Origin of the sequence: Shewanella sp. SP2S2-6, assembly GCF_031931965.1 — a bacterium.
In the GTDB taxonomy this organism is placed as follows: domain Bacteria; phylum Pseudomonadota; class Gammaproteobacteria; order Enterobacterales; family Shewanellaceae; genus Shewanella; species Shewanella baltica.
In genome coordinates, this window is sequence record NZ_JAUOEQ010000054.1 from 1 (window position 1) to 24297 (window position 24297).

Genomic DNA, 24297 nt, shown 5'->3' on the forward strand with positions numbered 1-24297 from the left:
ACTAAGTAAGTCTTTGTACATATTGCTATGAACACTCATCACTCTCGTGAAAGAATTGGTTGATTTAAATTTTTGACTGCCAACCCTAAGGTTAAGCAGTTTCGATTAACTCAACACCTGTGAGTGTCCACACAGATTTCTTGTTTTATCTTGTTAAAGAGCAACTCAATATTCGTAAGAGAACTTGAGTACCACACTGAGCGCCGAACGCTTCCAGTTGGCTAGGGCTGCGTATTCTACGCATTTCCCGTTTCGCGTCAAGGAGTTTTTACAAACTTCCTCAACACTTATCAATTAGTAAACTCATTGATGAACTGTCACATCAGGCTGCTTAACGCTGTCTGCCGTGTCAGTGGATGCGCATTATAGGGAGCAGGAAATTTTGTGCAAGGGCTTTTTTAATGAAAAAAGATCGCATGGCGATCTTTTAAACAACGGTGATTCTTTTACGTGCAGAGTGTCGATTAATTGGGCTTTTTACTGCCTTTATCGATAAAACCTTGGATTAGTGAGACAGCATTGGCATCGTCCCAATCGACATAAGATCGAACAAAAGCTATCAATTGGCCCTGTTGATCGAGAATAAATGTCGCTGGAATCGTATCGAGCGGGAAAACATCCCCAAGACTTTGTGGCTGATCGTAGTAAGAGTTGAAATTTGGCATACCTAACGAGCTTAAGAACGGTTGAACCTGTTGCTTACCTTCTGCATCAATAGAGATAGGTAATAGTACAAAGTCTTCGGCTTTGAACTTGGTCGCGAGTCTTTCGATTGCTGGCAGTTCCCTTACACAGGGTGGACACCAGGTCGCCCACATGTTCACCATGATGATCTTGCCTTTAAATTGACTGAAGTCGATGGCTTTACCATCGACGTCATTAAAGGCGACAGGCTCTATCGGGAAAGTCTTTGGCAAGACATTGATCAAATCAACAGTTGATTCCATCGGTTTAGTCGCTTGCTGCATGCCGGGGTACGCATGCGCGACCCCACCAGCAAGTAACGAAAAGAGGGATGACAACAATAATGCCACTATGACTTTATGCTTCATTTAGTATTACGCTTTAGCAAAGTATCTAACTCTCGCTTATCTTCTTCGCTAATTTCATTCGGCACATTACCGCTGATGCGTTGTTTACGAATGAAGATAAAACCAATCACTAGCCCAATGAGTAACAAGCCAACGGGACCTAACCAAAGAATGTAGGTCTTAGTTTCCATCTTAGGCTTATAGAGTACAAACTCACCGTAACGGCTGGTCATAAACTCGATGATCTCATCATCTCCTTTGCCTTCGTCTACCATCTTGAAGACTTCAAGACGCAGATCGCGCGCAACTGGTGAGTTTGAGTCAATCAAGTTTTGATTTTGACACTGTGGGCAACGTAGCTCATGTGCTAAAGACAAACCGCGCTTTTGATTTTCAGGCGTTTTGAATTCGTAAGTATCAACCGGTGTTGCCATAACGGCGGTCGTCATGCTGAATAACAGCACTAGACCACCAATGATTTTTGTCAGCGTTCTCATGATGCGCCATCCTTCGCCGCTTCAGCTTGTAATTGTTGGATCATAGGGTAAAGGGTTTCACTCCATACGCGTTGGTCGATTGGACCCGCATAACGGAAGCGGATAATACCGTTGTGATCAACCACAAAACTTTCAGGTGCACCATAGACCCCAAGGTCTAATCCTAAACGGCCATCTTTATCATAGATATTGACGTTGTAGGGGTCGCCCTGACGCTTCAACTCTTCTAATGCGGGAGCACGCTCATCGCGATAGTTGATCCCGTAAATTGGCAGAAGATTTTTACGCTTTAGCATCACTAAGAAAGGATGCTCATATTTACAAGATGGACACCAAGTCGCCCACACATTAAGTAATGACACCTTACCTTTTAATTGCTCATTCGTAATGATCTCAGCTGGTGTCTCTAAGCGTTCCAGTTGGAAAGCCGGAATAGGCTTTCCTTCCAGTGCCGAATCCAATTGCTGCGGATTCAGAAATAAGCCTTTATATAGAAACACCCCCATGGCGAGAAATATGACCAATGGGATAAACAGAATCAACTTCTTCATACATTCCCCAATTATTGAGCCGTTGCCAATTTTGCCTTTTCGGCCGAAGGCGCGATGGCTGCAGTGACTTTCGCACGGTAACGTTTATCCGATGCCGCGAAGAATCCACCAATCATCATGAAAATTGCCCCAAACCATAACCAACGCACGAACGGCTTGTAGTTCAAACGAACCGCAAATTCAGTGCTGGTAATTGGATCGCCCATGGTCACATACAAGTCACGGAATAGACCCCAGTCGATACCCGCTTCTGTCATGTCCATTGTACGCACATTATATTGACGACGGTCTGGCTTGAGTAATGTCAGCAGCTCATCACCTTTGTAGACTTCTATCTGTCCCTGCATTGCAGTGTAGTTAGGACCCACTACGTTTTTAGTCTCGAGATACTTAAAGGTATAACCCGCAAGTTCTTGGCTGATACCAGGTCCCATGCGAACACTTTTCTCAATGGAGTAATTCGACACCATAGTGGCACCAATCACAGATACAGCAATACCAAGATGCGCGAAGATCATACCCAGCTGGCTACGGCCCATACGGCTGATGCTGATATCACCTTCTTTCGACTTGACCATATTATAGGCCGCTCTAGCAGTCGCTAAGATAATCCAAGCCGCTGCCGCGATACCAAAGGCAACCCAAGTATTGAATACACCATCGACGATAAATGGCGTCACAATACCGATAGCCGCAGCAATCATTGCAGGGATCAATAACTGACGCTTAAGCTCGCCTACTTTCGATTTTTTCCAACGGATAATTGGACCAATACCCATAAAGCCAAATAAGACTAATACGATAGGCACAAACACAGCGTTGAAGTATGGAGGTCCTACAGAAATTTTACCCATGCCGAGTGCATCGATGAGCAATGGATAGAGTGTACCCAATAGCACAGTACCTGCGGCAACAGTCAGTAACACGTTACAGACCAATAGCATGGTTTCTTTAGACTTCAGCTCGAAACGGGCTGGACTGCTCATTTCACTGGCGCGGAAGGCAAACAGTGTTAATGAACCGCCAATAGCTAAGCCAAGTAACAACAGAATAAACATACCGCGGCTTGGATCGGCTGCGAATGAATGCACTGAGGTTAATACGCCAGAGCGAACAATAAAGGTACCAAGCAAACTTAAAGAGAAAGCGAAGATAGACAGTAATACGGTCCAGTTACGGAAGGCTCCGCGTTTCTCGGTCACAATCAAAGAGTGAACCAGCGCAGTACCCACTAACCAAGGCATGAAAGAAGCGTTCTCTACAGGATCCCAGAACCACCAACCGCCCCAGCCTAATTCATAATATGCCCACCAAGAACCTAACGCGATACCTCCTGTTAGGAAGATCCAAGCGGCTAAGGTCCAAGGACGCGTCCAACGAGCCCATGCAGAATCGAGACGACCGCTCATCAGCGCGGCAATCGCAAATGCAAAACTCACCGAGAAACCCACATAACCTAAATACAGCATAGGTGGATGGAAGATTAATCCCACATCCTGCAGCATTGGGTTCAAGTCACGACCTTCGGCAGGGATCGGGAACAAACGTTCGAATGGACTAGAAGTAAGTAACATGAATAAGCTAAAGCCAATCACGATCAGCGCTAATACTGCCAGTACACGCGCAGTAAACACTTCCTCTAAACCTTTACTAAATAAGGCAACCGCTGCAGCCCAAGTCGATAAAGCAAACACCCAGAACAACAGTGACCCTTCATGACCGCCCCATACGGCCGATATCTTAAAGAAGATAGGTAACTGAGAATTAGAGTGATGTGCCACATAAGCGACGGAGAAATCGTCGACGGCAAAGCTATAAGCCAGTACGACAACAGATACAGTGATAAAAAAGAACATTCCGTACGTTAACGGCCAAGCATACCTAACAAGGTATTGATCTTTACGGGCAACACCTATTAGGGGGACGCTGATTAATAAGAAGGCAAAAGCCACCCCTATTATCAGCGCAAAGTGTCCAAGTTCTGGGATCATGGGTTTTCCTCAGTCTTCAATAATATGTTGATTTAGAAAGACTCTATCTCAACGCACAACATGTTATTCACGCAAATGCACGAAATTTTGCTCATTTTAGTATTTGCTATTGTTCCTGTCTGCCTCTTTCGTACAAAACTGGGTTACTTGTCTCATTCTCAATTTTAGAGGTTGTTGAAAGTCACGGAAGAGGCTCAGTTCTGCATGTGACCGACAAATGACACTTAAGTTTCATACAAAATTTACAAGAAGAATCAATTTGTGAACCAGTGCCCAACTATAAGCTTTCAGTACTGGGATTACCTTATATTACTGTTCAATGAACAATCTTTACGTATAATCTTGCTTCCAAGCCTAGCGGTTACTCCGCTTTCTGCAAACTAAAGTGAATATAGAAACAATGACGACATTTTGGATTTTTATTGCGCTTGTTATGTTAGTCGGCCTTATGCTGATTTGGATCCCGCATTTCAGACAGCAAAAATTGCTGAAAACGGAAGAAGCCGGAGTTCGTAAACAAACGAACCTTGAATTGTTCAATGAACGCTTAGCCACTCTTGAAAAAGAATTAAGCGAGGAGCTACTCGATCAAGCCGAATTCGATGCATTGAAAAAAGAGCTTGAAATCAGTCTACTCCAAGACATCAAACAAGCGAGTGATGATTCACTGGTCAACCAAATCAAGCCAAAGACGATTCTGTGGCCGTCGATCATGTCAGTTTGTTTGGTTGTTATCTCAGGCTATCTTTATCAGCACTTAGGCGCCTTTGAGAATATTGAAACTGCCCAGCAACCTGCCAATCCCCATGCGGGAATGGATACAGCCCAAATCATGATGCAACGCGTGCAGATGATGGAGGCTCAAATTAAAGCCGAACCAGAGAACAGCCAACTGTGGTTCAGCTTAGGCCATGCTTATGTATCGGCAAACCAATACGATAAAGGGATTGCGGCTTTCGATAAAGTAATCGAATTGGTCGGAAAACATGCAGAATTGCTCGGTCCAAAAGCGACAGCTATGTATTACAAAGCGGGTCAACAAATGACACCGCAAATCCAAGCGATTATCGATGAATCTTTAGCTATGGATGCTCAAGATCCTTCAACGTTATTACTTGTAGGTATGGATGCCTTCTTTACGGCTGATTACAAGAAAGCCATCGCCTCTTGGCAAACCATTTTGGATAGCGATCGTGCCGATGTTGATCGCGCAGCCTTAATGAATGCTATCGAAACCGCTAACTTACGTATGCAGTCTGAAACAGCGGGTATGCCAAATGATGAAGCCCACAAGCAAGTGAAAGCAAGTGCGACCAAATCAGTCAATGTCACTATATCTATCTCTGCAGAACTTGCCGCTAAAGCCAGCCCTGAAGACACTATCTTTATCTTTGCCCGTGCAACTGAAGGACCAAAAGTCCCATTAGCGGCGACCAAAGTCAGTGCTAAGTCGCTCCCAATTACGGTGACATTAGATGACAGCAGCGGTATGGGTGGTGATAAGAAGTTGAGTGACGCAACCAATGTGGAAGTGATTGCTGTGCTGTCTAAACAAGGTAATATCAAACCGCAAACGGGTGATATTCAAGGCAAGATCAGTAAAGTCGCCGTAGGCGATACAGCGAACCTAGTACTTGATACTCAAGTACAATAAATCGCAGTTAATTGCAGATATAAAAAAACCGGCTTTCGCCGGTTTTTTTATATCTGAAGAATTACTTAGCTGTAGACATAAATTTGATAGCAGCTTTGTAATCATCATCAGTACAATCAGTACACATACCGCCTGGTGGCATAGCATTCAGACCGGTTTTCACACTCTTCACTAGAGCATCAACGCCCTTAGCTAAGCGTGGTTCCCATTCTGCAGCGTTGTGCACTTTTGGAGCACCAGCAACACCCATGCTGTGGCATACGGTACATGCCTTATTATAAATAGCCTCAGCATCTTGAGCTGAAGCGTTAACTGACATAGTCAAAGCAGCGACAGCAGTCATTGCTAACAGTTTTTTCATGTTCAATGTTCCTAATGCAAATACGTACAAAGCTCGGCGCCGCCCTTACTTAGGCAGACTCATTATAGCCGACTAAGATTACTACAAACTTCAAGAAATCTCATCTTTTTGTGATTAGAATCTCAACACAAAATGAATCAGGCGACAAGGATGACAAATTCGTTAATATATTAGCAAGTCGTAAAAAAGTTCGATAAATATTGCGGTTATTGGAACCACATCATATTGCTGACATCTAATGCAAACCAAGAGTAAACCCCCAATAACGTTTGTGTTAGAATGACTTGTGTTTCCTTCCGGCTTGAGATAGAGGGTTCAGTGACAAATATAACTAAAGAAACCACGTTAGTGTCAGCCAGCAAGCTGACCTGTATCCGCGAAGAACGCATCCTTTTTGATGAGTTAAGTTTTGATATTAATGCCGGTGACATTGTTCAAATCGAAGGCCCTAACGGCGCAGGCAAAACCAGTTTATTACGCATATTAGCAGGTCTTTCTCGCCCTTATGCTGGGCAAACATTTTACATAAATGAAGACATAAACCGCTGCCGTGATGAATACAATGAAGATCTCTTGTATCTCGGCCATTTGGCGGGCGTTAAATGTGAGCTGACTGCCGAAGAAAACCTTAATTTCAATTTAAGAATCAGTGGTTATGATGACTTTGATACCTCAGCTATTTTAGCCAAAGTAAACTTAACCGGTTTTGAAGAGGCGCTTGCTGGACATTTATCTGCAGGCCAGCATCGCAGAACTGCGCTATCGAGATTGTGGCATAGCAATTGTAAAATTTGGATCCTTGACGAACCTTTTACCGCGATCGATAAAAAAGGCGTCGAAGAGCTGGAGCAATTATTTATTCAGCATGCGGATAATGGTGGGTGCGTGATCCTCACAACTCACCAAGATATGGGCATTATCAAAGATGATAGGCTTCGTAAAATTCGTCTAGATTATCGCTTCATATAAGGTCAGGCTAAATGAAAAGAGGCATCAGTTTTACCCAGGCATTTTTCACCTTGCTGCAGCGAGATCTTAAAATTGCCATTCGCCACCGCGGCGACATTTTTAACCCACTGCTATTTTTTATTATGGTTGTGACCTTATTCCCACTGGGGATCGGCCCAGAGCCACAGATGTTAGCCCGTGTAGCACCCGGAATAATTTGGGTTGCAGCGTTACTAGCCTCTATGTTGTCACTTGAAAGGCTTTTCAAAGCCGACTTTAGTGATGGTAGCTTAGAACAAATGTTATTGAGTCCGCAGCCATTAGCCATTCTGGTATTAGCCAAAGTGTTAGCCCATTGGATTTTAACCGGTGTGCCACTGATTATTATTGCGCCACTGTTAGCGGTGCTACTCAATTTAGATGGCAATAGTTATGGCGCGTTAATATCGACCCTTGCGCTAGGCACGCCAGTATTGTCGCTATTAGGTGCCATTGGTGTGGCATTAACCGTCGGCCTTAGAAAAGGTGGCGTGTTACTCAGCTTACTTATTTTGCCCTTGTATATTCCGGTTCTCATTTTTGCAACGAGTGCCATAGACGCGGCAGGAATGAATTTACCCTATGACGGTCAGCTCGCTATAATAGGCGCTATGCTGGTCGGATCGTTAACCTTAGCACCTTTTGCAATTGGTGCATCTCTGCGAGTGAGTACTAACTAAAATGTGGAAATGGTTACACCCTTACGCGGATCCTGAACGCGCATATAAGTTATCAGGAACATTATTTCCATGGTTTGCGATTTTAGCAGGTCTGTTTATTGCTGTGGGCACAACATGGGGACTCGTGTTTGCACCGACTGATTATCAGCAGGGTGATAGCTATCGCATCATCTTTATCCATGTCCCAGCAGCTTCTATGTCGATGGCAGCTTACATGGGGATGGCAACAGCGGCCTTTATCGGTCTAGTTTGGCAAATAAAACTTGCCGACTGGGCAGCGGCTTCTATTGCTCCCATTGGCGCAGTGATCACCTTTATCGCACTCTTTACAGGAGCGGCATGGGGTAAACCTATGTGGGGCGCTTGGTGGGTATGGGATGCACGCTTAACCTCAGAGCTAGTATTACTGTTCTTATATCTAGGTGTTATCTCACTCTATGCTTCATTTGAGGATAAAGTGCTCGCTGCTCGTGCTGCAGGGATCCTCGCGATTGTGGGTGTAATTAACATCCCAATCATCAAATACTCAGTTGAATGGTGGAGCTCATTGCATCAGCCATCGACTATCCGCATTACCGAGAAATCGACAATGTCGACGGAAATGCTCTATCCACTGTTAATCAATATGCTTGGCTTCGGTCTCATGATAGGTGCCATCACTATTGTGCGATTCAAGGCAGAAATTTTAGCAAGAAATGGCATGCGCCCTTGGGTGCGTGAACTAGCTAAGGCTGAGGAGGTCAAATAATGCAATTCGATTCGATCAGTGATTTTTTTAATATGGGCGGCTATGCATTCTATGTATGGCTATCCTACGGAGTAACCTTCTTTTGCCTGTCAACGCTTATCATTACCAGTGCACGCCAAAAGCGTAAGGTGTTAATTGAAATCGCGAAGAAGATGGATAGAGAAGAACGCCTAAAAGAAACTAGGAGTACCAAATCGTGAACCCAAGACGCAAAAAAAGACTGACGTTAGCAGTAGCATTAATCGGTGGCGTTGCTGCGATTACTTCGCTTTTGCTCTATGCGCTGAACTCCAACTTGAACTTATTCTATACTCCGTCTGAAATTGTCCACGGCAAGACAGACACTGGCGTAAAACCTGAAATTGGCCAACGTATTCGTGTCGGCGGAATGGTGACGGTAGGTTCGATGGTGCGAGATCCCAAAAGCTTGCATGTCGAATTTGCAGTGCATGACTCCCTCGGTGGCGAAGTACTGGTCACTTATGACGACCTATTGCCCGATCTTTTCCGTGAAGGACAAGGCATTGTTGCTCAGGGTGTACTGGGTGCTGATGGCAAACTAGAAGCAACTGAAGTACTCGCCAAGCATGATGAAAACTACATGCCACCAGAAGTCGCTGAAGCCATGGGCCAAAAGCACGAAAAGTTAGATTATAGCCAGCAAAAGGCACCTGATACTAAGTAGGTTATTGATGGATCAGCAATAGCGTACAAACTAAGCCTCCTAGCTTAATAACTAGTGAGGCTTTTTTATTATCTCAATATGCACAATTAAAGGTGGACTATACTCTAGGCAGCGCCAATACCTAAGATTGCATATGATTCAAATGAGACAACTAAACTCTAGTTTGCAACACATTCTAAGCTTCCTAATTATCTGCTTGATAGGCCTCTCTCAGGAAGCCAATGCTGCTAAAGTTGTTGTTATCGAAAGCTACCATCATAGCTATCAATGGGACCAAGAATACTATCAAGCGATTTATGACACGCTCAGCCCTCACCACGATGTTAGTTATTTCGAGATGGATACCAAACGCTTGCCCGAAGAGCAATTTACTGAACGAGCTGACTTAGCATGGAAATACATTCAACAACAAGCACCTCAATTGGTTATTCTCGCCGATGATAATGCGGTTAATCTCTTACACCAGCGCCTAAATGACAGCCTAATCCCAGTAGTCTATTTAGGGGTGAATATGAATCCTAGAGAATATCATCTCAATGAACACAAACGCTTCACAGGCGTCATTGAGAGACCACTACTACGACGTTCACTACTGCTCATTCAACGTTTACTACCGCAAACTGTGCATAGAAAAATCTTAGTTCTATTCGACCAAGGAGTCACCTCTGACTCAGCGGCTGAATACATCAGTAAACAACACTCAAGCATGTTAGGCGATATCGAAGTTAATTTAGTGCAATTGTCACAGCTAACAGATTGGCAGCGGAATGTATTGACCGCGAAGGAACAGCGTTATAACGCTATAGTCGTGGCGCTATACCACACGGTTAGAGATGCAGATAATCGTTCTGTTGATGCGGATCAGCTACTAAAATGGATATCTGAACATACCCCAGTACCCAATTTCGGGTTTTGGGGATTCAGTGTCTCCGCCGAGGGTAATATTGGCGGCTACGTACTCGACGGCTATCATCATGGCAAGATAGCAGCCAATATGGCATTAAAAATACTGGCAGGCGATAAACCCGAGAATATCTTTCCAGTGACAGATGATCTTGGAAAATACATGTTTAGTCGGCAAGGCTTGGCAAGATGGAATATATCACTACCGAAAGACATAGAGAAAAATACACTGTGGGTAGAGTAGGAAAATGGGTATAAAAAAGCCGGGCATTGCCCGGCTTTTTAAAAGTGTAACCTTAATTACTCAGCAGCTTCAACATCAACAGCTTGAGCAGCTTCTGGACGGCCAACTAGCTCGATGTAAGCCATAGGGGCTTTATCACCAGCACGTAAACCGCACTTAAGGATACGGGTATAGCCACCAGGACGTTCCTGGTAACGTGGACCCAACTCAGTAAATAACTTACCAACGACTTCAGCGTCGCGAGTACGTGCAAACGCTAAACGACGGTTTGCAACGCTGTCACTCTTAGCAAGTGTTATCAGAGGCTCAACTACGCGACGCAGTTCTTTCGCTTTAGCCACAGTTGTCTTGATGATCTCATGACGAACTAGTGAACCGGCCATGTTGCGAAACATGGCTTGGCGATGACTGCTGTTACGGTTTAGTTGACGACCACTCTTACGATGGCGCATGACCTAATCCTTATAACCTAAATCTGTACAAACCTGAGACTTATAGGTCGTCTGCTAAACTAGCTGGAGGCCAGTTTTCCAAACGCATACCTAACGACAGTCCGCGAGAAGCTAAAACATCCTTAATTTCAGTAAGAGATTTCTTACCTAAGTTCGGGGTTTTCAGCAACTCAACTTCAGTGCGCTGTACCAGATCTCCGATGTAATGAATCGCTTCGGCTTTCAAGCAGTTAGCCGAACGTACAGTTAGCTCTAAATCGTCGACAGGACGCAGCAGAATCGGATCGAATTCCGGTTTCTCTTCTTTCAGCTCTGGCTCAGTCACGTCACGTAACTCTACAAAAGCATCTAGCTGTTCAGCCAGAATAGTTGCAGAACGACGGATAGCTTCCTCAGGATCGATAGTACCGTTTGTGGTCATATCGATAACGAGTTTATCTAAGTCAGTACGCTGTTCTACACGTGCTGCTTCTACATTGTAGGCAATACGTGCAACTGGCGAGAAAGAAGCATCAACCAGCAAGCGGCCGATTGGGCGATCATCGTCTTCAGTCTGTGCACGAGCAGATGCTGGTACATAGCCACGACCACGCTCAACGCGAATACGCATGCTGATATCATTGTTACCTGTCAGGTGACAGATAATATGATCAGGATTCACGATAGTGACATCACCATCATGCGTGATATCTGCTGCGATGACAGGGCCTGCGCCGGACTTGCTCAACGTAAGCATAGCCTCGTCTTTACCCTCGATAGTCACTGCTAACCCTTTCAGGTTTAACAAGATCTCAAGGATATCTTCTTGAACGCCTTCCTTACTGCTGTATTCGTGCAGTACACCGTCAATCTCGACTTCGGTAACCGCGCAGCCGGGCATAGACGACAATAGGATGCGACGCAACGCGTTACCTAAAGTGTGGCCGAAACCACGCTCAAGTGGTTCCAATGTAACCTTGGCACGTGTTGAGTTAACCTGCTCGATATCAACGAGACGCGGTTTAAGAAATTCTGTAACAGAACCCTGCATTGTGTCCTCTCTTGTTTGTTAGCCTTACTTAGAGTAAAGCTCGACGATCAGCTGTTCGTTAATTTCCGCAGACAAATCGCTACGTTCTGGAACGCGCTTGAAAGCACCTTCCATTTTCGCGCTGTCGACTTCAACCCATGTAGGCTTCTCGCGTTGAGCTGCCACTTCTAAAGCCGCTTTAATACGAGCTTGAGTACGTGACTTCTCGCGGATGCTCACAACATCATTCGCAGACACTTTGAATGATGGAATGTTAACAACACGACCGTTAACCATAATTGATTTATGGCTCACTAGCTGACGTGATTCTGCACGAGTTGCACCGAAGCCCATACGATAAACGACGTTATCAAGACGGGTTTCTAAAAGCTGAAGCAGGTTTTCACCTGTGTTGCCTTTAGTACGTGCAGCATCTTTGTAATAGTTACGGAATTGTTTTTCTAACACACCGTAAATACGACGAACTTTTTGTTTTTCGCGTAACTGAGTACCATACTCTGACAAACGTGGCTTACGAGCGCCATGTTGTCCAGGTGCAGTTTCCAGTTTACACTTTGAATCGATTGCTCTCACACCGCTTTTTAAGAAAAGGTCTGTACCTTCTCGGCGGCTGAGCTTGAGCTTGGGACCCAAGTATCTTGCCATGATCTTTCTCCAACTATCCTAATGAAACGACGTTATACACGACGCTTTTTAGGAGGACGACAACCATTATGAGGGATCGGCGTCACATCGGTAATGTTGGTAATTTTATAACCAACAGCGTTCAGCGCACGAATGGCTGACTCACGACCTGGACCTGGACCCTTCACAAACACTTCAAGGTTTTTTAAACCGTAGTCTTGAGCAGCAGCACCTGCACGCTCAGCAGCCACCTGTGCAGCAAATGGAGTAGATTTACGTGAACCACGGAAACCTGAACCACCTGAAGTAGCCCATGACAACGCATTACCTTGACGATCTGTAATGGTGACAATAGTGTTGTTGAAAGAAGCATGGATATGAGCCATGCCATCTGCAACCTGTTTACGTACGCGCTTACGCGGAGAACGTGACGGAACTTTAGCCATTGCTTTACCTTCCCGTTACTTTCTAATTGGTTTACGTGGACCTTTACGCGTACGCGCATTGGTCTTAGTACGTTGCCCACGGAGAGGCAGGCTACGGCGATGGCGGAGACCACGATAACAACCAAGATCCATAAGACGCTTGATGTTCATTGAAATCTCACGACGTAAGTCACCTTCTACTAGGTATTTAGCGACTTCTTCGCGTAGTGTGTCTATTTGAGCTTCGCTCAATTCCTTGATCTTAGCAGTTTCAGCGATTGCTGTAGCCGCGCAGATTGCTCTAGCGCGAGTACGGCCGATGCCGAAGATTGCAGTCAATGCGATGACTGTATGCTTTTGATCAGGAATGTTAATGCCAGCGATACGGGCCACTATGCACTCCTTAAAGTTAAAGGCCAACTGCGAAAAGCCCGAAAGGATACTCGACAGTCGACAGATTTGCAAACAAAATTTTGTTCAGCCCAATTCATGGGCTGAACAAATTACTTTTTAGCCTTGACGCTGTTTGTGTTTTGGTTCAACACAGATAACGCGTACAACGCCACTACGCTTGACGATCTTGCAGTTACGGCAGATCTTCTTCACGGAAGCTCGAACTTTCATTTCATCACTCCGTAAAGCTACTTAGCGACCAAAGCGATCTAAATTCGCTTTGTTTACTAGGTTAGCTTTCTTCATCACAGACTCATACTGATGAGACATCATATGGGTCTGAACCTGAGCCATGAAGTCCATGATCACGACTACCATAATGAGTAGTGAAGTACCGCCAAAATAGAACTGTACTTTCCACGCGATTAACATGAACTCCGGAATTAAGCAGATAAAGGTTATGTATAACGCGCCTGCCAATGTCAAACGGGTCATAACTTTATCAATGTAACGCGAAGTCTGTTCTCCAGGACGGATCCCAGGGATGAATGCACCACTCTTCTTCAAGTTATCTGCTGTTTCACGTGGGTTAAACACCAACGCAGTATAGAAGAAACAGAAAAAGATAATCGCTGTTGCATATAATAATGAGTAAAGCGGTTGTCCAGGTGACACAGCCAGTGAAAAATCACTTAACCATGACATGGACTCATTTTGACCGAACCACTGGGCCAGTGTTCCAGGAAACAAAATGATGCTTGACGCAAAAATTGGCGGAATAACACCTGCCATGTTTATTTTCAGCGGTAGATGGGTACTTTGCGCAGCGAACACCTTACGGCCTTGCTGACGCTTAGCATAGTTAACGACGATACGACGCTGACCACGTTCCACAAACACTACAAAATAAGTCACTGCAAACACAATTACCGCGAGCAACAACAATACTAACACATTCAAGTCACCTTGACGCGCCTGCTCAGCCGTTTGGCCGATAGCGGAAGGTAATCCAGCAACAATACCTGCGAAAATCAAAATCGAGATACCATTACCTATACCACGTTCGGTAATTTGCTCACCTAGCCACATAAGGAACATAGTTCCTGTTACTAAGCTCACAACCGCAACAAAGTAGAATCCAAATCCAATGTTGACCACAAGGCCTGGCACTAAGTTTGGTAACCCGGTTGCAATACCGACCGACTGGAATGTACCCAGCACTAAGGTACCCCATCTGGTATATTGACTGATTTTCTTACGTCCTGATTCGCCTTCTTTTTTCAATTCAGCGAGTGCAGGATGTACCACAGTCAACAGTTGCATGATAATCGATGCCGAAATGTACGGCATAATACCTAATGCAAAGATAGAGGCACGCTCAAGGGCACCACCCGAGAACATGTTAAACATGCCAAGGATGGTTCCACTTTGCTGAGCAAACAGCTCTGCTAATACAGCTGCGTCAATACCAGGAATTGGCACAAACGAACCGGCTCTAAAGACGATAATCGCACCAATCACGAACAGGAGGCGAGCTTTCAATTCTGAAAGTCCACCTTTCGCGCTTTTTAAATCAAGTCCTGGTTTTGCCATCGACGTATTATTCCTCGATCTTACCGCCGGCAGCTTCAATAGCTGCACGTGCACCTTTGGTTACCTTCAGACCTTTAACAGTCACAGGGCGCTCAATGGTACCTGAAAGAACAATTTTCGCAAACTGGATGTTGCGAGTTATAACGTTCGCATCTTTCAGAGCGTTTAAGTCGATAACATCACCGTTAACTTTTGCCAGTTCGAGTACACGAACTTCAGCTGTTACCATAGCGCGACGCGAGGTAAAACCAAATTTAGGTAAACGGATTTTAAGTGGCATTTGACCACCTTCAAATCCTGGGCGTACACCGCCACCAGAACGAGACTTTTGGCCTTTATGACCACGACCCGCTGTTTTACCTAGACCTGAGCCCATACCACGGCCTACACGCTTTGGTGCATGCTTAGAGCCTGCAGCTGGAGATAGAGTATTTAAACGCATCTATTAATCCTCCACCTTAACCATGTAGTAGACCTTGTTGATCATACCGCGAACAGAAGGAGTATCTTCTAATTCAACAGTGTGACCAATGCGACGCAAACCAAGACCCGTTAGGGTTGCGCGGTGCTTCGGTAAACGACCGATACCGCTTTTAGTTTGAGTAACTTTTACAGTTTTAGTTGCCATGGTGCATTACCCCCGAATTTCGTCAACATTCAGGCCACGCTTAGCTGCGATTTGCGAAGGTGACTTCATGTGCACCAAAGCATCGACAGTCGCGCGAACGATGTTGATCGGGTTAGTAGAACCGTATGCTTTTGACAGAACGTTATGAACGCCTGCTACTTCCAATACGGCACGCATTGCGCCACCGGCAATAATACCAGTACCTTGTGATGCAGGTTGCATGTACACAAGAGAACCAGTATGACGACCTTTAACTGGGTGATGCAGAGTACCTGCATTCAACTCAACGGTCACAATGTTACGACGAGCTTTTTCCATAGCTTTTTGAATCGCTGCTGGAACTTCACGTGCCTTGCCATAGCCGTAGCCAATCTTACCGTTACCATCACCCACTACTGTCAGTGCTGTGAAGCTAAAGATACGACCGCCCTTAACTACTTTAGAAACACGATTAACTGCAATCAATTTCTCTTGCAGATCGTCTTTTTGCTGAGCTTCTAATTTAGCCATTTTATAACCCCTTAGAACTTCAGGCCAGCTTCACGAGCTGCATCTGCTAACGCAGCTACACGACCGTGATACTTGAAACCAGAACGATCGAACGCAACTGAAGTTACGCCTTTTTCGATCGCGCGCTCAGCAACAAATTTACCTACTGCTTTCGCTGCGTCTACGTTACCGGTACTCTTCAGTAGCTCTTTAACCGCTTTTTCTACGGTTGAAGCAGCTGCCAACACCTGAGCTTCAGGATTGATCACCTGAGCATAAATGTGACGCGGTGTACGATGTACAACCAGACGGTTCACGCCCAGCTCTTGGATCTTCTTACGAGCGCGAGTAGCGCGACGTAAGCGAGATGTTTTCTTATCCATATCGCGTTACCTACTTCTTCTTAGCCTCTTTACGGCGTACTACTTCGTCGTCATAGCGAACACCCTTGCCTTTGTATGGCTCTGGTGGACGGTATCCGCGAATCTCAGCAGCGACTTGGCCAATTAACTGTTTATCAACGCCACGTAGGACGATATCAGTTTGGCTAGGACACTCTGCAGTAACGCCTGCGGGCAGTTTGTGTACTAACGGATGAGAGAAACCTAAAGTCAGGTCAATATCAGAACCGACGAGTTTCGCACGGTAACCAACGCCAACTAACTTTAACTTACGCTCAAAACCTTGAGATACACCAACAACCATGTTGTTTACTAATGCACGAGTTGTACCTGCCTGTGCCCAAGCGTTAACAACGCCTTCGACAGGGAGGAACTTAACTACGCCAGCTTCAATAACAACATTGACCGCATTGTTGATCACTCGAGTCAGACTACCTTTTCCGCCTTTGACGGTAAGAGTCTGTTCGTTCAAGGTCACCTCTACGCCAGCTGGAATAGATACTGGTGCTTTTGCTACACGAGACATTCCTAGCTCCTTAAGCTACGTAGCAGATAACCTCGCCACCCATGCCTGCAAGGCGGGCGGCACGATCAGTCATCAAGCCTTTAGAAGTGGACACAATTGCGACACCCAGACCGCCCATCACCTTTGGAAGTTCGTTTTTACCTTTGTAAATACGAAGACCAGGGCGACTTACACGCTGGATAGTCTCAACGACTGGTTGGCCTTGGAAATACTTTAAAGTAACTTCCAGTTCAGGCTTGGCTTCATCTGCTACGGCGTAATCAGCGATGTAACCTTCTTCTTTAAGCAGTTTCGCAATAGCGACTTTCAACTTAGCAGAAGGCATCTTCACCGATACGTGGTTAGCAGCTTGGCCGTTACGAATACGGGTTAACATATCCGCAATAGGATCTTGCATGCTCATATTAGCTTACTCCGTGACAAGTGCTTACCAGCTGGCCTTACGCAGGCCAGGAACTTCACCACGCATGGTTGCTTCACGTAATTTGATACGGCTTAAGCCGAATTTACGTAAGAAGCCATGAGGGCGACCAGTTTGATTACAACGATTGCGTTGACGCGCAGCGCTGGAATCACGTGGTAGAGCTTGCAACTTAAGTACTGCATCCCAACGGTCTTCGTCAGAAGAAGCTGGACTTGCAATGATAGTCTTAAGAGCCGCACGCTTTTCAGCGTACTTGGCCACGAGCTGTGCACGTTTAACTTCACGTGCTTTCATTGATGTTTTTGCCATTACGCTACCCTTATTTCTTGAATGGGAAGTTAAAAGCGTCTAACAAAGCACGACCTTCTTCATCATTCTTCGCAGTAGTAGTGATAACAATATCCATACCACGAATCTTATCGATTTTATCGTAATCGATTTCTGGGAAGATGATCTGCTCACGCACGCCCATTGCGTAGTTACCACGGCCGTCAAACGCTTTAGCGCTTAAGCCACGGAAGTCACGAATACGTGGGATTGCGATATCGACTAAACGCTCTAAGAATTCCCACATACGCTCACCGCGTAGGGTCACTTTACAGCCAATAGGGTAGCCTTCACGGATTTTAAAACCAGCAACTGACTTACGAGCAACAGTCACTACTGGCTTTTGACCAGCGATTGCAGTCATATCACGGACAGCATGGTCCATGATTTTCTTGTCTGCAACAGCTTCGCCAACACCCATGTTCAGGGTGATTTTCTCAATCCGAGGGACTTGCATGACACTGGTATAACCGAACTTTTTAGCAAGTTCAGCGACAACAGTCTCTTGGTATTTATCATGCAGTTTCGCCATCGTTTACTCCAATTACTTAACGAGTTCACTGTTCGATTTGAAGAAACGAACTTTTTTGCCGTCTTCAAAGCGGAAACCAACGCGATCAGCTTTGCCAGTGGCAGAGTTGAAAATCGCTACATTTGATGCTTGTATCGGTGCTTCTTTCTCAACAATACCGCCAGCTACGCCCAATTGTGGGTTTGGCTTTTGGTGTTTTTTGACAAGATTGATGCCTTCAACAATCAATTTACCAGTAGGAAGGACTTGAGAAACTTTTGCACGTTTACCCTTGTCTTTACCTGCTAATACAATCACTTCGTCTTCACGACGTATTTTAGCTGCCATTTTGAAGCTCCTTACAGTACTTCTGGTGCCAGCGAGACAATTTTCATAAATTGCTCATTACGCAATTCACGTGTCACTGGTCCAAAGATACGAGTACCAATCGGCTGCAGGTTGTTGTTCAAAAGAACAGCTGCATTCCGATCGAAGCGAATGACAGAACCGTCTGGACGACGTACGCCTTTCTTAGTACGGACTACCACCGCGTTATACACATCGCCTTTCTTCGCTTTAGCGCGAGGAATCGCTTCTTTAACAGAAACTTTGATGATGTCGCCGATACCGGCATAACGACGATGAGAGCCACCCAAGACCTTAATACACTGAACTCTGCGTGCGCCGCTGTTACAAGCAACGTCAAGAGTCGATTGCATTTGGATCATTTTAAGTGCTCCGCTATCGTTACTACACAATTCCCACTATGGGACAATAAAAACACTCATTTTTGCTATTAATTTAGTCAAAAATGGCGCGCAAATATAACACCATAAAAGTGGAATGTATAGTATTAAAAAACAAACGGCCCCACATTCTGGAGCCGTTTACCTAAATACCTAATTAACTTAGGCCTTTGATACTACTTCAACCAGGGTCCAAGACTTAGTCTTAGACAAAGGACGACATTCGCGAATCGCTACTAAATCGCCTTCATTGCACTGATTAGTTTCGTCATGTGCATGGATCTTAGTCGTACGCTTAATGTATTTCCCATAAATTGGGTGTTTCACTTGGCGTTCGATAGCAACAGTAATGGACTTGTCCATTTTGTTGCTAGTTACACGACCCTGCAAAGTACGGATTTTATCAGACATTATGCACCCGCCTTAGAAGTAATAATGGTCTTAACGCGCGCAATATTACGGCGCACTAATTTCAGTTGATTAGTCTGAGTCAACTGACCAGTGGCGTGTTGCATACGCAGGTTGAACTGCTCACGCAGCAGACCAAGTAGTTCAGCGTTCAGTTCTTCAACGCTCTTTTCTCTCAGTTCGCTCGCTTTCATTACATCACCGTCTTAGTTACGAAGGTAGTCTTAATTGGAAGCTTGGCAGCAGCTAAAGCAAACGCTTCACGAGCGATCACTTCAGAAACACCATTCATCTCATAAAGAACCTTACCAGGTTGAATCTGACATACCCAGTATTCAACGTTACCCTTACCTTTACCCATACGCACTTCGAGAGGCTTAGAGGTAATCGGTTTGTCCGGGAAAACTCGAATCCAAATTTGTCCCTGACGCTTAATGTGACGTGTCATGGCACGACGTGCAGATTCGATCTGACGCGCAGTTAAACGGCCACGGCCGACTGCTTTCAGACCAAAAGTACCAAAGCTAACTTCGGTACCGTTCGCCAGACCGCGGTTGCGGCCTTTGAACATCTTGCGAAACTTCATACGTTTAGGTTGCAGCATTGCCGGCTCTCCTATTTACCACGAGGCTTGCGCTTAGGTTGCTGCTGCTTCGGTTCTTCAATCTGTGGCAGCATTCCATCTAGAACTTCACCTTTGAAGATCCAAACTTTAACGCCAATCACACCGTATTGGGTGTGACTTTCAGATGTAGAATAGTCGATATCAGCACGCAAAGTATGTAAAGGTACACGACCTTCACGATACCACTCATCACGCGCAATCTCAGCTCCGCCTAAACGGCCACTAACTTGTACTTTGATACCTTGAGCACCAATACGCATTGCGTTTTGAACTGCGCGCTTCATAGCACGACGGAACATAACACGACGCTCTAATTGCTGTGCAATTGAATCAGCAACTAACTTGGCATCTAGCTCAGGTTTACGGATCTCAGCGATGTTAATTTGAGCAGGAGTGCCAGCAAGTTTTGACACTGCAGCACGCAATACTTCAACGTCTTCACCTTTCTTACCAATCACAACACCTGGACGGGCAGTGTGAATCGTAACGCGGATGCTTTTCGCTGGACGTTCGATAACAATCTTAGATACTGAAGCAGCTTGTAATTTCTCTACAAGAAACTTACGCACTTCCCAGTCGCTGTTCAGGTTACTTGCGTAATCTGATTTATCTGCGTACCAGGTAGAGATCCAAGGCTTGGTGATACCCAGACGGATACCATTAGGATGTACTTTCTGTCCCATTGCTCTCTCCTAGCGATCTGATACAACCACAGTAATGTGGCTGGTACGCTTCATGATACGATCAGCGCGGCCTTTAGCACGTGGCATGATACGCTTCATAGTTGGGCCTTCATCTACGAAGACGGCTCCTACTTTAAGCTCATCAATATCCGCGCCTTCGTTGTGTTCGGCGTTTGCGATAGCTGAGTCAAGTACTTTTTTAACCAGTACGGCGGCTTTCTTGGGGCTGAAAGTCAAAATTTCGAGTGCCTTAGCAACAGGCAAACCACGAATTTGATCAGCAACCAGACGGGCCTTCTGCGCAGACGTACGGGCAAAACGATGTTTAGCTAAAACTTCCATCTTATTCCTCCCGTATTAACGCTTCTTCGCTTTCTTATCAGCGGCATGGCCACGATAAGTGCGAGTTGGTGAAAATTCACCAAGTTTGTGGCCGATCATTTCGTCAGTTACGAACACAGGAACGTGCTGACGACCATTATGGACAGCGATGGTCAAACCAATCATATTTGGAATGATCATAGAGCGACGTGACCAAGTCTTAATAGGCTTTTTGTCACCGGCTTCCATCGCTTTCTCTACCTTCTTCAGCAAGTGCAGGTCAATGAAGGGACCTTTCTTGAGAGAACGTGGCATGGCGAATCCTCTTACTATTTATTACGACGACGTACGATGTACTTGTCAGTGCGCTTGTTACTACGAGTTTTATAACCCTTAGTTGGCACACCCCATGGAGTCACTGGGTGACGACCACCAGAAGTACGGCCTTCACCACCACCGTGTGGATGGTCTACTGGGTTCATTGCAACACCGCGAACTGTAGGACGAATGCCTCTCCAGCGCTTAGCACCTGCTTTACCTAACTGGCGTAGCATGTGTTCGGCATTACCAACTTCACCAAATGTCGCGCGGCAATCAACTGGCACTTTACGCATTTCGCCTGAGCGAAGACGTAGAGTGGCATATGCGCCATCACGAGCAACAACTTGTACATAAGCCCCTGCAGAACGAGCGATCTGAGCACCTTTACCAGGCTTCATTTCAACAGCGTGAACTACAGAACCTACTGGGATGTTGCGTAGTGGCATAGCGTTACCGGTTTTGATCTCGGCAGCAACACCAGACTGGATCTTATCGCCAGCTTGCATGCCTTTGGCAGCAAGAATATAACGACGCTCACCATCCGCATACAATACTAACGCGATGTTAGCTGTACGGTTTGGATCGTATTCCAGACGCTCAATCTTTGCAGGGATACCATCTTTATCGCGTTTGAAATCGATTAGACGATAATGCTGCTTATGACCACCACCTACGTGACGGACAGTGATACGGCCAGTATTGTTACGGCCACCACTTTTAGATTTTTTCGCCAACAGGCCAGCAAAGGGTTTACCCTTATGCAGGTCAGTGTTCACCACTTTAACTACGTGGCGACGACCTGGAGAGGTTGGCTTACACTTAATAACTGCCATGATAATTCTCCTTTGCTTACTCAGCGCCGCCGACGAAATCGATGTCAGCACCAGCAGCTAGAGTTACATAGGCTTTTTTCCAATCGCTACGACGACCAGTACGGCCACCAGTGCGTTTAGTTTTGCCTTTGCTTACTAAAGTGCGAACTGAATCAACTTCAACTTCAAATAGCTTAGCAACAGCAGCTTTAATTTCAGCTTTAGTTGCATCGATAGCTACGCGGAAAACAACAGTGTTGTGCTTCTCAGCGTTCACAGTGCTCTTTTCAGAGATGTGTGGAGCGAGAATAACTTTTAGCAAACGTTCTTCGCGGATCATCATGCTAGCATCTCCTCGATTTGCTTCACTGCGTCAGCAGTCACAAGCACAGTGTTGAACGCGATCAGACTAACTGGGTCAAGACCCGCTACGTCACGAACGTCAACTTTGTACAGGTTACGAGCTGCTAAGAATAAGTTCTCATCAACTTCTGCAGTCACAATCAGAACGTCTTCAAGGTGCATTGCTTTCAATTTAGCTTTCAGCTCTTTAGTTTTAGGAGCTTCAACACCGAAAGATTCAACAACAACCAGACGCTCTTGACGTACCAATTCAGACAGAATGCTTTTCAGCGCGCCGCGGTACATCTTTTTGTTAACTTTTTGGCTATGATCTTGGGTTTTAGCAGCGAATGTTACGCCACCGCCACGCCAGATTGGGCCTTTAACAGAACCAGCACGAGCACGGCCAGTTCCTTTTTGGCGCCAAGGCTTTTTGCCTGAGCCAGTTACTTCCGCACGAGTCTTTTGAGCACGAGTGCCCTGACGCGCGTTTGCAGCGTATGCTACAACTACCTGATGAACCAGTGCCTCGTTAAAGTCACGGCCGAAGGTAGTTTCGGAAACTTCAAGAGCGCTTTGCGCGTCTTTCAATACCAATTCCATTACTATCTCCTCAGACCTTAAGCTTTAACGGCAGGCTTGATAATCAAGTCGCCATTGGTAGCGCCAGGAACAGCGCCACGGACTAGTAGCAGGTTACGCTCAACATCTACACGAACTACAACTAGATTTTGAGTAGTAACACGCTCGGCACCCATATGGCCTGACATTTTTTTGCCTTTGAATACGCGACCAGGCGTTTGGTTCTGACCGATAGAACCATTCGAGCGGTGCGACAAAGAGTTACCGTGAGTCATATCTTGAGTACGGAAGTTCCAACGCTTAACACCGCCTTGGAAGCCTTTACCTTTTGATTGACCAGTAACATCTACTTTCGCTACGTCTGCGAAAATATCAACATTTAGCTCAGCACCAACTTCAATGCCCTCGCCTTCACCGTCTACCAAACGCATTTCCCACAAACCACGACCGGCTTCAACACCGCTCTTGGCAAAGTGACCTGCTTCTGGTTTAGTGATGCGATTGGCTTTTTTGGTGCCAGTTGTAACTTGAAGTGCACGGTAGCCGTCAGTTTCTAAAGTTTTCACTTGAGTAACACGGTTGCCTGCAACTTCAATTACAGTAACTGGTATTGAAACACCATCTTCAGTGAAGATGCGAGTCATACCAACTTTACGACCAATAAGACCGATAGCCATCTCTCAAACCTCTTCTTACTAGGATCTCAATTAACCCAAGCTAATCTGTACGTCGACACCAGCCGCAAGATCTAAACGCATTAACGCGTCAACAGTCTTTTCAGTTGGCTCTACGATGTCAACCAGGCGCTTGTGTGTACGTAATTCGTACTGGTCACGAGCATCTTTATTAACGTGCGGAGAGATCAAAATGGTATAACGCTCTTTGCGAGTAGGTAGTGGAATTGGACCACGAACCTGCGCGCCTGTACGCTTAGCAGTTTCAACGATTTCCGCTGTAGACTGATCAATTAAGCGATGATCAAATCCCTTTAAGCGGATACGGATTCTTTGGTTCTGCATTGACCAGAGCTCCTAAAATGGACATATAAAAAATCACCCTCTAGCTTCTTCTATATAGAAAAGCAGAGCGAGATGATTTAACCGTTCGACTCCCAATCGGAGCCGCTATGATAATGATTAACTTCAGCGACTAATCATTTAATTCGTCAACCTAAGTCGACGAGGGGGCCATTATACCTATCTAAATCCGGATATCAAGCCCGCTGTGTAAATAGTCATCAAATAACTATTCAACTTCAGAGTGGCGAGCATTTTACACAAATCTGCAGATAAAACTAGCCCT

General features: G+C 45.5%; 40 protein-coding genes. 7 read left to right on the forward strand and 33 right to left on the reverse strand.

All coding sequences use genetic code 11. The features are described 5' to 3' along the window. Positions 1-464: 464 nt before the first annotated feature. Genes Q4Q57_RS21100 through Q4Q57_RS21115 form a run of 4 tightly spaced genes read right to left on the reverse strand, consistent with a single transcriptional unit; the run spans position 465 to position 4070 of the window. Positions 465-1052 carry a TlpA disulfide reductase family protein gene (locus Q4Q57_RS21100; protein ID WP_311891950.1) on the reverse strand — a complete coding sequence of 196 codons (588 nt, stop codon included), beginning with the start codon at positions 1050-1052 and terminating at the stop codon, positions 465-467. After that, a complete protein-coding gene (nrfF, locus tag Q4Q57_RS21105) occupies positions 1049-1528 on the reverse strand; it encodes a heme lyase NrfEFG subunit NrfF (protein WP_311891951.1) in 480 nt (159 codons plus the stop codon). The genes Q4Q57_RS21100 and nrfF overlap by 4 nt, the downstream gene beginning before the upstream one ends. Further along, positions 1525-2079 carry a DsbE family thiol:disulfide interchange protein gene (locus Q4Q57_RS21110; RefSeq protein WP_311891952.1) on the reverse strand — a complete coding sequence of 185 codons (555 nt, stop codon included), beginning with the start codon at positions 2077-2079 and terminating at the stop codon, positions 1525-1527. The genes nrfF and Q4Q57_RS21110 overlap by 4 nt, the downstream gene beginning before the upstream one ends. 11 nt (positions 2080-2090) lie before the next feature. Further along, positions 2091-4070 carry a heme lyase CcmF/NrfE family subunit gene (locus Q4Q57_RS21115; protein WP_311891953.1) on the reverse strand — a complete coding sequence of 660 codons (1980 nt, stop codon included), beginning with the start codon at positions 4068-4070 and terminating at the stop codon, positions 2091-2093. 400 nt (positions 4071-4470) lie between these two features. Here Q4Q57_RS21115 and ccmI point away from each other — a divergent pair, with 400 nt between their 5' ends. Next, on the forward strand, positions 4471-5724 hold the full coding sequence (gene ccmI / locus Q4Q57_RS21120; protein ID WP_311891956.1) for a c-type cytochrome biogenesis protein CcmI: 1254 nt from the start codon (positions 4471-4473) through the stop codon (positions 5722-5724). 61 nt (positions 5725-5785) lie between these two features. Here the strand turns inward: ccmI and Q4Q57_RS21125 are convergent, their stop codons facing one another. Further along, a complete protein-coding gene (locus Q4Q57_RS21125; RefSeq protein ID WP_105251041.1) occupies positions 5786-6085 on the reverse strand; it encodes a c-type cytochrome in 300 nt (99 codons plus the stop codon). A gap of 318 nt (positions 6086-6403) precedes the next feature. Between Q4Q57_RS21125 and ccmA the strand changes: the two genes are divergently transcribed. The 6 genes from ccmA (at position 6404) to Q4Q57_RS21155 (ending at position 10332) form a co-directional block, all read left to right on the forward strand. Next, positions 6404-7054, forward strand: a complete 651-nt coding sequence (gene ccmA, locus Q4Q57_RS21130; protein WP_220591702.1) for a cytochrome c biogenesis heme-transporting ATPase CcmA — start codon at positions 6404-6406, stop codon at positions 7052-7054. Positions 7055-7065: 11 nt separating this feature from the next. Then, entirely contained in the window at positions 7066-7752 is a 687-nt protein-coding gene (ccmB, locus tag Q4Q57_RS21135) for a heme exporter protein CcmB (protein WP_006079706.1), read from the forward strand. A 1-nt stretch (position 7753) separates the two neighbouring features. Further along, entirely contained in the window at positions 7754-8500 is a 747-nt protein-coding gene (locus Q4Q57_RS21140; RefSeq protein ID WP_220591701.1) for a heme ABC transporter permease, read from the forward strand. Continuing rightward, positions 8500-8700, forward strand: coding sequence for a heme exporter protein CcmD (gene ccmD, locus Q4Q57_RS21145; protein ID WP_011982116.1), 201 nt, complete (start codon positions 8500-8502; stop codon positions 8698-8700). The genes Q4Q57_RS21140 and ccmD overlap by 1 nt, the downstream gene beginning before the upstream one ends. Further along, entirely contained in the window at positions 8697-9185 is a 489-nt protein-coding gene (ccmE, locus tag Q4Q57_RS21150; RefSeq protein ID WP_105251038.1) for a cytochrome c maturation protein CcmE, read from the forward strand. Before ccmD ends, ccmE begins: the two co-directional genes overlap by 4 nt. A 142-nt stretch (positions 9186-9327) precedes the next feature. Beyond that, a complete protein-coding gene (locus tag Q4Q57_RS21155) occupies positions 9328-10332 on the forward strand; it encodes an ABC transporter substrate binding protein (RefSeq protein WP_311891954.1) in 1005 nt (334 codons plus the stop codon). Between the two features lie 56 nt (positions 10333-10388). Here Q4Q57_RS21155 and rplQ read toward each other — a convergent pair whose 3' ends face one another. The 28 genes from rplQ to rpsJ all read right to left on the reverse strand — a co-directional run bounded on the left by rplQ (position 10389) and on the right by rpsJ (position 24014). Continuing rightward, positions 10389-10784, reverse strand: coding sequence for a 50S ribosomal protein L17 (gene rplQ, locus Q4Q57_RS21160; RefSeq protein ID WP_006083573.1), 396 nt, complete (start codon positions 10782-10784; stop codon positions 10389-10391). Positions 10785-10824: 40 nt separating this feature from the next. After that, positions 10825-11814, reverse strand: coding sequence for a DNA-directed RNA polymerase subunit alpha (locus Q4Q57_RS21165; RefSeq protein WP_006083574.1), 990 nt, complete (start codon positions 11812-11814; stop codon positions 10825-10827). A gap of 24 nt (positions 11815-11838) precedes the next feature. Next, positions 11839-12459: a 30S ribosomal protein S4 gene (rpsD, locus tag Q4Q57_RS21170; RefSeq protein WP_106648456.1), complete on the reverse strand. Its 621-nt coding sequence runs from the start codon at positions 12457-12459 to the stop codon at positions 11839-11841. Positions 12460-12491: 32 nt separating this feature from the next. Continuing rightward, the gene (gene rpsK / locus Q4Q57_RS21175; protein ID WP_006083577.1) at positions 12492-12884 is read right to left on the reverse strand and encodes a 30S ribosomal protein S11; all 393 of its coding nucleotides are present in this window, start codon (positions 12882-12884) and stop codon (positions 12492-12494) included. 15 nt (positions 12885-12899) lie between these two features. Further along, the gene (gene rpsM, locus Q4Q57_RS21180) at positions 12900-13256 is read right to left on the reverse strand and encodes a 30S ribosomal protein S13 (protein ID WP_011787581.1); all 357 of its coding nucleotides are present in this window, start codon (positions 13254-13256) and stop codon (positions 12900-12902) included. 117 nt (positions 13257-13373) lie between these two features. Then, positions 13374-13487 carry a 50S ribosomal protein L36 gene (gene rpmJ / locus Q4Q57_RS21185; RefSeq protein WP_006083579.1) on the reverse strand — a complete coding sequence of 38 codons (114 nt, stop codon included), beginning with the start codon at positions 13485-13487 and terminating at the stop codon, positions 13374-13376. A 21-nt stretch (positions 13488-13508) separates the two neighbouring features. After that, positions 13509-14849 (reverse strand): preprotein translocase subunit SecY, encoded by a 1341-nt coding sequence (gene secY / locus Q4Q57_RS21190; protein ID WP_007644459.1) that lies wholly within the window; start codon positions 14847-14849, stop codon positions 13509-13511. Positions 14850-14856: 7 nt separating this feature from the next. Further along, entirely contained in the window at positions 14857-15291 is a 435-nt protein-coding gene (gene rplO, locus Q4Q57_RS21195) for a 50S ribosomal protein L15 (protein ID WP_006083581.1), read from the reverse strand. A 3-nt stretch (positions 15292-15294) separates the two neighbouring features. Continuing rightward, entirely contained in the window at positions 15295-15477 is a 183-nt protein-coding gene (gene rpmD / locus Q4Q57_RS21200) for a 50S ribosomal protein L30 (protein WP_006083582.1), read from the reverse strand. 6 nt (positions 15478-15483) lie between these two features. After that, the gene (rpsE, locus tag Q4Q57_RS21205; RefSeq protein WP_006083583.1) at positions 15484-15987 is read right to left on the reverse strand and encodes a 30S ribosomal protein S5; all 504 of its coding nucleotides are present in this window, start codon (positions 15985-15987) and stop codon (positions 15484-15486) included. 11 nt (positions 15988-15998) lie between these two features. Beyond that, positions 15999-16349, reverse strand: coding sequence for a 50S ribosomal protein L18 (gene rplR, locus Q4Q57_RS21210; RefSeq protein ID WP_006083584.1), 351 nt, complete (start codon positions 16347-16349; stop codon positions 15999-16001). A gap of 10 nt (positions 16350-16359) precedes the next feature. Then, complete coding sequence (gene rplF, locus Q4Q57_RS21215; RefSeq protein WP_106648457.1) at positions 16360-16893, reverse strand: 50S ribosomal protein L6; 534 nt, start codon at positions 16891-16893, stop codon at positions 16360-16362. Between the two features lie 10 nt (positions 16894-16903). After that, complete coding sequence (gene rpsH / locus Q4Q57_RS21220; protein ID WP_106648458.1) at positions 16904-17296, reverse strand: 30S ribosomal protein S8; 393 nt, start codon at positions 17294-17296, stop codon at positions 16904-16906. A gap of 24 nt (positions 17297-17320) precedes the next feature. Further along, positions 17321-17626 (reverse strand): 30S ribosomal protein S14, encoded by a 306-nt coding sequence (gene rpsN / locus Q4Q57_RS21225; RefSeq protein ID WP_106648459.1) that lies wholly within the window; start codon positions 17624-17626, stop codon positions 17321-17323. Positions 17627-17636: 10 nt separating this feature from the next. Beyond that, positions 17637-18176, reverse strand: coding sequence for a 50S ribosomal protein L5 (rplE, locus tag Q4Q57_RS21230; RefSeq protein WP_006083588.1), 540 nt, complete (start codon positions 18174-18176; stop codon positions 17637-17639). Between the two features lie 12 nt (positions 18177-18188). Further along, complete coding sequence (gene rplX / locus Q4Q57_RS21235) at positions 18189-18503, reverse strand: 50S ribosomal protein L24 (protein WP_006083589.1); 315 nt, start codon at positions 18501-18503, stop codon at positions 18189-18191. An 11-nt stretch (positions 18504-18514) separates the two neighbouring features. Then, on the reverse strand, positions 18515-18883 hold the full coding sequence (gene rplN / locus Q4Q57_RS21240) for a 50S ribosomal protein L14 (protein WP_006083590.1): 369 nt from the start codon (positions 18881-18883) through the stop codon (positions 18515-18517). 180 nt (positions 18884-19063) lie between these two features. After that, the gene (gene rpsQ, locus Q4Q57_RS21245; RefSeq protein WP_006083591.1) at positions 19064-19312 is read right to left on the reverse strand and encodes a 30S ribosomal protein S17; all 249 of its coding nucleotides are present in this window, start codon (positions 19310-19312) and stop codon (positions 19064-19066) included. Further along, positions 19312-19503 (reverse strand): 50S ribosomal protein L29, encoded by a 192-nt coding sequence (gene rpmC, locus Q4Q57_RS21250; RefSeq protein WP_006083592.1) that lies wholly within the window; start codon positions 19501-19503, stop codon positions 19312-19314. Before rpmC ends, rpsQ begins: the two co-directional genes overlap by 1 nt. Continuing rightward, a complete protein-coding gene (gene rplP, locus Q4Q57_RS21255; protein WP_006083593.1) occupies positions 19503-19913 on the reverse strand; it encodes a 50S ribosomal protein L16 in 411 nt (136 codons plus the stop codon). Before rplP ends, rpmC begins: the two co-directional genes overlap by 1 nt. An 11-nt stretch (positions 19914-19924) precedes the next feature. Beyond that, entirely contained in the window at positions 19925-20617 is a 693-nt protein-coding gene (gene rpsC / locus Q4Q57_RS21260) for a 30S ribosomal protein S3 (RefSeq protein WP_006083594.1), read from the reverse strand. A 9-nt stretch (positions 20618-20626) separates the two neighbouring features. After that, on the reverse strand, positions 20627-20959 hold the full coding sequence (rplV, locus tag Q4Q57_RS21265; protein WP_006083595.1) for a 50S ribosomal protein L22: 333 nt from the start codon (positions 20957-20959) through the stop codon (positions 20627-20629). A 15-nt stretch (positions 20960-20974) separates the two neighbouring features. After that, the gene (gene rpsS, locus Q4Q57_RS21270; protein WP_006083596.1) at positions 20975-21253 is read right to left on the reverse strand and encodes a 30S ribosomal protein S19; all 279 of its coding nucleotides are present in this window, start codon (positions 21251-21253) and stop codon (positions 20975-20977) included. A 14-nt stretch (positions 21254-21267) separates the two neighbouring features. Continuing rightward, positions 21268-22092, reverse strand: coding sequence for a 50S ribosomal protein L2 (gene rplB / locus Q4Q57_RS21275; protein ID WP_006083597.1), 825 nt, complete (start codon positions 22090-22092; stop codon positions 21268-21270). A 16-nt stretch (positions 22093-22108) separates the two neighbouring features. After that, entirely contained in the window at positions 22109-22411 is a 303-nt protein-coding gene (gene rplW / locus Q4Q57_RS21280) for a 50S ribosomal protein L23 (RefSeq protein ID WP_025008843.1), read from the reverse strand. Further along, positions 22411-23016, reverse strand: coding sequence for a 50S ribosomal protein L4 (rplD, locus tag Q4Q57_RS21285; RefSeq protein WP_311891955.1), 606 nt, complete (start codon positions 23014-23016; stop codon positions 22411-22413). The genes rplW and rplD overlap by 1 nt, the downstream gene beginning before the upstream one ends. A gap of 17 nt (positions 23017-23033) precedes the next feature. After that, positions 23034-23672 carry a 50S ribosomal protein L3 gene (rplC, locus tag Q4Q57_RS21290; protein WP_006083600.1) on the reverse strand — a complete coding sequence of 213 codons (639 nt, stop codon included), beginning with the start codon at positions 23670-23672 and terminating at the stop codon, positions 23034-23036. Positions 23673-23702: 30 nt separating this feature from the next. Then, positions 23703-24014: a 30S ribosomal protein S10 gene (gene rpsJ, locus Q4Q57_RS21295; protein WP_006083601.1), complete on the reverse strand. Its 312-nt coding sequence runs from the start codon at positions 24012-24014 to the stop codon at positions 23703-23705. Positions 24015-24297: the final 283 nt, after the last annotated feature.

What these genes read in the sequence shown, in the direction of transcription:
- rplF (WP_106648457.1), bottom strand. Translation starts at nt 16,893, where the DNA reads ATGTCTCGTGTAGCAAAAGCACCAGTATCTATTCCAGCTGGCGTAGAG.
- rpsH (WP_106648458.1), bottom strand. Translation starts at nt 17,296, where the DNA reads ATGAGCATGCAAGATCCTATTGCGGATATGTTAACCCGTATTCGTAAC.
- Q4Q57_RS21125 (WP_105251041.1), bottom strand. Translation starts at nt 6,085, where the DNA reads ATGAAAAAACTGTTAGCAATGACTGCTGTCGCTGCTTTGACTATGTCA.
- Q4Q57_RS21155 (WP_311891954.1), top strand. Translation starts at nt 9,328, where the DNA reads ATGAGACAACTAAACTCTAGTTTGCAACACATTCTAAGCTTCCTAATT.
- rplV (WP_006083595.1), bottom strand. Translation starts at nt 20,959, where the DNA reads ATGGAAGTTTTAGCTAAACATCGTTTTGCCCGTACGTCTGCGCAGAAG.
- rplN (WP_006083590.1), bottom strand. Translation starts at nt 18,883, where the DNA reads ATGATCCAAATGCAATCGACTCTTGACGTTGCTTGTAACAGCGGCGCA.
- rplE (WP_006083588.1), bottom strand. Translation starts at nt 18,176, where the DNA reads ATGGCGAAACTGCATGATAAATACCAAGAGACTGTTGTCGCTGAACTT.
- rpsS (WP_006083596.1), bottom strand. Translation starts at nt 21,253, where the DNA reads ATGCCACGTTCTCTCAAGAAAGGTCCCTTCATTGACCTGCACTTGCTG.
- rplB (WP_006083597.1), bottom strand. Translation starts at nt 22,092, where the DNA reads ATGGCAGTTATTAAGTGTAAGCCAACCTCTCCAGGTCGTCGCCACGTA.
- rplC (WP_006083600.1), bottom strand. Translation starts at nt 23,672, where the DNA reads ATGGCTATCGGTCTTATTGGTCGTAAAGTTGGTATGACTCGCATCTTC.
- rpmC (WP_006083592.1), bottom strand. Translation starts at nt 19,503, where the DNA reads ATGAAAGCGAGCGAACTGAGAGAAAAGAGCGTTGAAGAACTGAACGCT.
- secY (WP_007644459.1), bottom strand. Translation starts at nt 14,849, where the DNA reads ATGGCAAAACCAGGACTTGATTTAAAAAGCGCGAAAGGTGGACTTTCA.
- rplX (WP_006083589.1), bottom strand. Translation starts at nt 18,503, where the DNA reads ATGGCAGCTAAAATACGTCGTGAAGACGAAGTGATTGTATTAGCAGGT.
- ccmB (WP_006079706.1), top strand. Translation starts at nt 7,066, where the DNA reads ATGAAAAGAGGCATCAGTTTTACCCAGGCATTTTTCACCTTGCTGCAG.
- rplD (WP_311891955.1), bottom strand. Translation starts at nt 23,016, where the DNA reads ATGGAATTGGTATTGAAAGACGCGCAAAGCGCTCTTGAAGTTTCCGAA.
- ccmD (WP_011982116.1), top strand. Translation starts at nt 8,500, where the DNA reads ATGCAATTCGATTCGATCAGTGATTTTTTTAATATGGGCGGCTATGCA.
- rplQ (WP_006083573.1), bottom strand. Translation starts at nt 10,784, where the DNA reads ATGCGCCATCGTAAGAGTGGTCGTCAACTAAACCGTAACAGCAGTCAT.
- Q4Q57_RS21165 (WP_006083574.1), bottom strand. Translation starts at nt 11,814, where the DNA reads ATGCAGGGTTCTGTTACAGAATTTCTTAAACCGCGTCTCGTTGATATC.
- rpsJ (WP_006083601.1), bottom strand. Translation starts at nt 24,014, where the DNA reads ATGCAGAACCAAAGAATCCGTATCCGCTTAAAGGGATTTGATCATCGC.
- rpmJ (WP_006083579.1), bottom strand. Translation starts at nt 13,487, where the DNA reads ATGAAAGTTCGAGCTTCCGTGAAGAAGATCTGCCGTAACTGCAAGATC.
- Q4Q57_RS21140 (WP_220591701.1), top strand. Translation starts at nt 7,754, where the DNA reads ATGTGGAAATGGTTACACCCTTACGCGGATCCTGAACGCGCATATAAG.
- rplR (WP_006083584.1), bottom strand. Translation starts at nt 16,349, where the DNA reads ATGGATAAGAAAACATCTCGCTTACGTCGCGCTACTCGCGCTCGTAAG.
- rplP (WP_006083593.1), bottom strand. Translation starts at nt 19,913, where the DNA reads ATGCTGCAACCTAAACGTATGAAGTTTCGCAAGATGTTCAAAGGCCGC.
- rpmD (WP_006083582.1), bottom strand. Translation starts at nt 15,477, where the DNA reads ATGGCAACTAAAACTGTAAAAGTTACTCAAACTAAAAGCGGTATCGGT.
- rpsN (WP_106648459.1), bottom strand. Translation starts at nt 17,626, where the DNA reads ATGGCAAAAACATCAATGAAAGCACGTGAAGTTAAACGTGCACAGCTC.
- rplO (WP_006083581.1), bottom strand. Translation starts at nt 15,291, where the DNA reads ATGCGTTTAAATACTCTATCTCCAGCTGCAGGCTCTAAGCATGCACCA.
- rpsE (WP_006083583.1), bottom strand. Translation starts at nt 15,987, where the DNA reads ATGGCTAAATTAGAAGCTCAGCAAAAAGACGATCTGCAAGAGAAATTG.
- Q4Q57_RS21100 (WP_311891950.1), bottom strand. Translation starts at nt 1,052, where the DNA reads ATGAAGCATAAAGTCATAGTGGCATTATTGTTGTCATCCCTCTTTTCG.
- rplW (WP_025008843.1), bottom strand. Translation starts at nt 22,411, where the DNA reads ATGATCCGCGAAGAACGTTTGCTAAAAGTTATTCTCGCTCCACACATC.
- rpsD (WP_106648456.1), bottom strand. Translation starts at nt 12,459, where the DNA reads ATGGCAAGATACTTGGGTCCCAAGCTCAAGCTCAGCCGCCGAGAAGGT.
- nrfF (WP_311891951.1), bottom strand. Translation starts at nt 1,528, where the DNA reads ATGAGAACGCTGACAAAAATCATTGGTGGTCTAGTGCTGTTATTCAGC.
- rpsQ (WP_006083591.1), bottom strand. Translation starts at nt 19,312, where the DNA reads ATGTCTGATAAAATCCGTACTTTGCAGGGTCGTGTAACTAGCAACAAA.
- Q4Q57_RS21115 (WP_311891953.1), bottom strand. Translation starts at nt 4,070, where the DNA reads ATGATCCCAGAACTTGGACACTTTGCGCTGATAATAGGGGTGGCTTTT.
- rpsK (WP_006083577.1), bottom strand. Translation starts at nt 12,884, where the DNA reads ATGGCTAAAGTTCCGTCACGTTCTCCGCGTAAGCGCGTACGTAAACAG.
- rpsC (WP_006083594.1), bottom strand. Translation starts at nt 20,617, where the DNA reads ATGGGACAGAAAGTACATCCTAATGGTATCCGTCTGGGTATCACCAAG.
- ccmI (WP_311891956.1), top strand. Translation starts at nt 4,471, where the DNA reads ATGACGACATTTTGGATTTTTATTGCGCTTGTTATGTTAGTCGGCCTT.
- Q4Q57_RS21110 (WP_311891952.1), bottom strand. Translation starts at nt 2,079, where the DNA reads ATGAAGAAGTTGATTCTGTTTATCCCATTGGTCATATTTCTCGCCATG.